Source organism: Sphingomonas sp. Leaf339 (assembly GCF_001426195.1).
Lineage (GTDB): Bacteria > Pseudomonadota > Alphaproteobacteria > Sphingomonadales > Sphingomonadaceae > Sphingomonas.
In genome coordinates this window covers 1-5,740 of sequence record NZ_LMRS01000019.1, presented here as the reverse complement: position 1 = coordinate 5,740, position 5,740 = coordinate 1, and the positions used below count along the sequence as shown (strand labels likewise).

2 protein-coding genes and 3 pseudogenes are annotated in these 5,740 nt (G+C 53.8%); 4 read left to right on the top strand and 1 reads right to left on the bottom strand.

The annotated features are described in order from the left end of the window. Positions 1-358: 358 nt before the first annotated feature. The 3 genes and pseudogenes from ASG67_RS18380 (at position 359) to ASG67_RS10150 (ending at position 4,170) form a co-directional block, all read left to right on the top strand. On the top strand, positions 359-1,396 hold the full coding sequence (locus ASG67_RS18380; protein ID WP_082543451.1) for an acyltransferase family protein: 1,038 nt from the start codon (positions 359-361) through the stop codon (positions 1,394-1,396). Positions 1,397-2,401: 1,005 nt separating this feature from the next. Further along, positions 2,402-2,921, top strand: a pseudogene (locus tag ASG67_RS19485) (IS3 family transposase); the annotation flags it as partial. A 41-nt stretch (positions 2,922-2,962) separates the two neighbouring features. Continuing rightward, positions 2,963-4,170: pseudogene (locus tag ASG67_RS10150) on the top strand (IS701 family transposase). Between the two features lie 359 nt (positions 4,171-4,529). Here the strand turns inward: ASG67_RS10150 and ASG67_RS18880 are convergent. Continuing rightward, positions 4,530-4,916, bottom strand: a complete 387-nt coding sequence (locus tag ASG67_RS18880) for a hypothetical protein (RefSeq protein ID WP_156460755.1) — start codon at positions 4,914-4,916, stop codon at positions 4,530-4,532. Positions 4,917-5,405: 489 nt separating this feature from the next. On the opposite strand from ASG67_RS18880, the pseudogene ASG67_RS10145 reads away from it, so the two are divergent. After that, a pseudogene (locus ASG67_RS10145) lies at positions 5,406-5,740 on the top strand (hypothetical protein); the annotation flags it as partial.

Sequence of the window (5,740 nt, the reverse complement as noted above, 5' to 3'; positions counted from 1 at the left end):
CACACTGGCTGAGTGGCACAACCTTGCGAGCTATGTCGCCAGCATGAAAGACCGACGTGCATCGTGTGGACAACGGCTCGCGTTCGACTGACAGCACCCTGTAATGCTGCTCGAACAGCGTGCGTGGTCGTGGCCCTCTTGTGGCGTACCTGTCCCATATGGATTCTTCAATTCCAATCGATGGATCGCACTATCGAACGGTAGAATCAAACACATAGAGCATCAGGGGAATCACAATCTCAACGGTGAAGCAATCTCATTCAAAAAGCTGACCATTTGCCGCTAGCTGGCGCCACCGGCGCCAGAACGCTTGCCGATTGGGGTTTTGTCATTGGAATACAGATGTTATGCGCTGGATATGGAACACCGCCGTTATCTGACACTTGACGCAATGCGCGGCGTAGCTGCGATAGCCGTCTTTTCTATGCATGCAGGTCCATTTCTTGCTCCTTTTATAGCAGATGATGCGTTTCTTGCCGTAGACTTATTTTTCCTAATTAGTGGTGTAATTATAGATCGCGTCTATGGAGCGAGAATAGCAAACGGGTTGACGACAATACGATTCTTTATAAATCGCTTTGCCAGATTTTATCCACTATATATTACCGGCACAGCAGTTGGTTGCTTTGGCGCTTTCATTTCATTAGCACTAGGTCAAGGTACTCTTGATATTAAGAATTATATAGTAGTCCTTTTGACGTCAATTTTCATGCTTCCCTCGCCGACTGAATCTGTCGACAGTTTTGCTTTCCCATTTAATTACGCAACATGGTCGCTATTTTTTGAACTTGTCATTAATATTGCATTTGTAGCTATATACCGCTGGCTGAACCCACGGGTATTAATTACCATTGCGTTTTTGTCAGCCCTTATTTTTAGTGCTGCAGCTATTTCAGCAGGAACCGTCTCTGTGGGTGCAGAATGGGATCATTTCTGGGCCGGATTTCCCCGGGTTACTTTTTCATTCGCAACCGGAGTAATCATTAGTCGAATAAATATCAATCTTAAGATAGTAACGCAATGGTCTTATATGTTAGCACTATTGCCCGTTATTCTCTTTTTTACAAACGATGGAATTTATTTTAACTTATTCAAAGTGATTATTCTTTTTCCCGGTTTGGTTTTTATCGCTCTGATTTTTGAGCCGGCTTCAAATACTGATAAGGCAAAGCCTGCAATGCTCCTTGGTGCTATTTCTTATCCACTATATGTTATACACGTTCCAATTATGCAATTTGTTGAGCGAGCTTGTACTTTATTTGGTATAAACCGTCAAGATTATGCACCTATCGGCGGATTAGCACTAGGGGTGGTGATTTGCGTAATATCATTGTTTTTATTTCATGTTGACGAAAAGATTCAGTTTAAACTAAAAAAAGTAATCAATACTGTTTGAGATGATTCTCACAAAATAGCTGTGGCCTGCTTATCAATCTAAATCATATACTATTTTCATTCATTTTCGCGATAATTTGGTAAGCAGAGATCTCGGATAAGCAATATTATGCTTTAAGAAGATAGATGCCTAGTTTGCCTACTCTGCCCGGACACCTTCTTAATTTTGGAAGCCTTCTCTACTTAATTACAATAAGCAATCGGGCGGACGGAATGAGATGAAAGTGGATTTCCACGTTCTTTAAACCGGTAAAAAACTGCATGGGTGGGGTGACTTGGGGCGGTTTCCGCGCTTTCTGAATCGTTGTGGAACAACATGGATGCGGTTTTCCGACTCGACGTTATGCTGGATCGACGAAGCGGCGATATGCCGCGAGCGCTGTCACCGAGCCGAGCCGAGCCGAGCCGAGCCGAGCCGAGCCGAGCCGAGCCGAGCCGAGCCGAGCCGAGCCGAGCCGAGCCGAGCCGAGCCGCGGCGCGGTTCGGGGGCAGTGCGCAAGTAAGATCGGCTGGCGGCATTTGGCGCTTCGGCGCGGCACACCGGTAGCCAAGATGGGGGGGCGACTGCCGTACGGTTAGCATCGACGTACACACAGCCTTCATACCGGCCGTAATAGAGCCGAAAGACGATATCACGCTTGTTGAGTTGCAGGCGCTGCTGGCCGAGGGCGGAACGCCGGTCGGAATAAGCACGCTGCTGCGGCCATCTGGCCGGTACCGGATAGCACATAAAGAAGAACGGCGAATATGACCCGGCAGGATTGTCTATACTTTCTAATACGGCATCAGGAGAGGTGGTTCGGGGGATTTGTACAGCGGAGAAAATTGAATTGCCGATCTGACGGCGGCCATGCCGTCCGCGAGGCGCGGGCAAGCTGAGCAAGCTGAGCAAGCGATCGCGCCGGAACCCAGCCTGGCGGTCAAGGCAAAGGCGCCTCTGGCTGCCGTGAAGGGCGGATCTGCCCAAGGTTCCGACGATGCGTAGCATCGGTGGGAAGGCCGCGGAGGGGCGAAGACGCTGGCCGAGTTGGTGCATCCCAACCTCATCAACTAGTGGCGAGCGCGGCTGCTGGAGGGCGCAGCGGACGTGTTCGGCGCCGAGCCGGCAGCGGTCGAGCCGCTGGTCGACGTGACGGTGTTGCACGCGAAGATCGACGAGCTGACGCTGGCGAATGATTTTTTTGGCCGGTACGCTTGGGAAGCCGGTCTGTTGCCGAGCGCAAAGCGATGATCGACCGTAGCCATGCGCTGCCGCTGGCCCGACAGGCGCAGCAGCTCGGGATCAGCCGCGGCAGCATCTACTGCCTGCCGCGACCGGTGTCCGACAGCGATCTGACGTTCATGCGGCGATCGACGAGCTGGATCTCCTGTACCCGTTCGCTGGCAGCCGGATGCTGCGCGATCTGCTCCGGCAGGAGGGCGTGAGCGTGGGCCGGCTGCATGAAGCGACGCTGATGAAGCGGATCGGGCTGGAGGCGCTCTACCGACGCCCGAACACGTCGAAGCCGGCGCCATGGTTTAGCATTACAGTTGCGTTCTTGATCATGTTCTGAATCAATGGGTCACCATGACGAGGAGGTTGTGGTGACAGGAGCATCGGTCGAGACGACGCTGGAACTGTGGGCGGCATCGCTGCGCGACGTGAAGGCGCGGATGCGACCATTGTTCAGCCAGGAGCGGGTTGCGGCATCGGCGAGCAGCTTTCTGGACGGACTGCTGGGTGACGAGCGCCGCAAGACGGGCTGGATGCGCGCGGAAGCGGCTGGCGACGCCGGACCATGGCGCCAGCAGGCGATATTGGGGCGCGGGCGGTGGGATGCGGATGCTCTGCGCGACATCGTGCGCGACTACGCCATCGAGCATCTCGGCACGGACGATGCGGTGCTGGTCATCGACGAGACTGGCTTCCTGAAGCAAGGCAAGGCGTCGTGTGGCGTGGGGCGCCAGTACACCGGGTCGGCGGGCAAGGTGACCAACTGCCAGATCGGCGTGTTCGCCGCGTACGTCTCGGCCAGGGGCCATGCCTTTGTCGACCGGGCGCTTTACCTGCCGAAGAGTTGGGTCACCGATCCGGCACGGCTCGCGGCAGCGCATGTGCCCGAAGGCACGGCCTTTGCCACCAAGCCGGCACTGGCAGTGGAGATGATCGAACGCGCGATCGCGGCGAACATGCCGTTCGCCTGGGTCGCGGCGGATGCGGTCTACGGTGTCGGCGACATCGAGCAGGCGCTGCGTCGTGCCGGCAAGGGATATGTGCTGGGCGTGAAGGGCGACCATCGCTTCGGCTCGTGGGGTGACAAGCCGGTGGTCGCGGGCACCGCCACGCAGATCGCGAGCGACCTCGATCCGGCTGCATGGCATCGCCTGTCGGCGGGCAACGGCACCAAGGGGGCCAGGCTTCACGACTGGGTCTATCTCGAACTCGCCGACCTTGATGCTGACGAATATGTCGATGGCCTGTCCGGCACGTGGACCAGGGGTCTGTTGATCCGGCGCCATGTCGCCGATGGCGATCTGGCCTTCTTCACGACGTGGTGTCCGGCAGGCACGACCATGGAAACCCTCGTTGGCGTGGAGGGGCATCGCTGGGCCATCGAGGACAGCTTCGAGACGGCGAAGAACGAACTCGGCCTCGACCACAACGAAACCCGGTCCTGGCACGGCTGGCACCGCCACGTCTCGCTTGTCATGCTTGCCTTCGCCATGCTGGCAGCCATCCGCACGCGCACCAATGCCGCGCCCCCAAAAAGAACGCGGACGAGGCCGCAAACTTGATCCGCTGGTCCGTTCAGGAGATCCGCCGCATCGTCGTCAGACTGGCCCAGCGCCGTATCGAACCTCGCCACGTCATCGCATGGTCATGCTGGCGACGTGCCCATCAGGCCGCCGCACACACGCGCATGTTCGATCAAGAACGCAACTGTAATGCTAGCCGATATGATCGGCAACTTTGCCAGCATCGGTTCAGCTACTACCTCGATTCCACTTAGATTGAAGGTCGTATAGACATTAATTTCATTGCAACAGTGACGTTCGTATGGGCTGTCGATACCGACGTGACAAAATACCGCTAAAAAGTCGCCTTCCCTGATCTCGCCTGAAATCTTTCGTTCCCCGCCCGCTAGCGTGAAAATTCATTTGGATACTGTAGTGATCATAAATCTTTGAAGGAGAAAAATAATTCGTGATTTAAGGTTAACTTTTGCTGCCCGAGGGATGACGAACAGCGTTCGTTTGAAGGCATGATGTGATTGATTAGACTGGTGGGCAGCGACAACGATTGCCAAATTTGTATAACACTTAAGCAGCTCATTTCGTTTTACCGAACTGATAAACTGTGACCCATTTTTGTCGATAGGATCTAAGTCGTGATCGCCACTCAATGCTGTGCGCACATGCAAAATAAAACAGCGAACTGAGGCGGTCGCCGGTCGCGCGATATATCTACAAAGATATTCGATATCCGCTATAACGGCAGAACCAGCCGGTTCATTACTGCGATGCAATGCCGCACTGTTCATAATAAGCTTAGATCGTTGTAGTGGTAGTGAAAAAAAACACAAAAATCTATACAAAAAGTACTTAGGACGAAAAGCAATACGTAATTATAATATAATACATCAATGCTAAATTTCAGATGTACTCTATATGTAACTCAATAAAAATCTAAATATCGCGAAATATTTAGGGTGATTATTTTAACAATACTGTATCATAACCAAAAGTGAGTTTTACTCAAACCATCTAAGCGTTATATAATATCTATCAATCATAAAAGTTATAAATTTGCACATGCAGTTAACCATCCGAAAAGGAATCTCCGGTATTCTTCAACTAACAGACGGTTGGAGTTTCCTATGGTTCGCGCCCCAAAAGATGTGTTTGCTACACATTCTAATCCAAAGTGTAGAAAGTCAGTGTTTCTGGCTTGTATACTTTCCGGAATGCCCTTGCTCAGCGCTTGTGGCGGAGCCAGTAGCGGCTCCATCGGACCTGAAACGGTCACGGTGATGCCGGCCGGTACCTCGACGCCAGTACCCAACGTCACGCCGACGCCGACGCCTACGCCGACTGCGCAGCCGATCGCGGCGCCATCGGCACGTGACAAGCTGGGCGTAAACGTTGGCGGGATCACTTACTATGGCGGTGAGCCGGTTTTCACGAACCAGTTGTTTGGCCTACGCTGGCTGGTACCTAACGATAGCTGGGGCGGCATCAGCAACGAACGTCTGCGGCCGGACGGCTTCCCCAAGGTGGTCGATGGCTCGGCTGCTGCGCCGAGCGTCGTGTCGATCCTTAACCCTCCAGCCGAGTCCAGCTCCTGCTGTCGCGCGGCTGCCCGCCC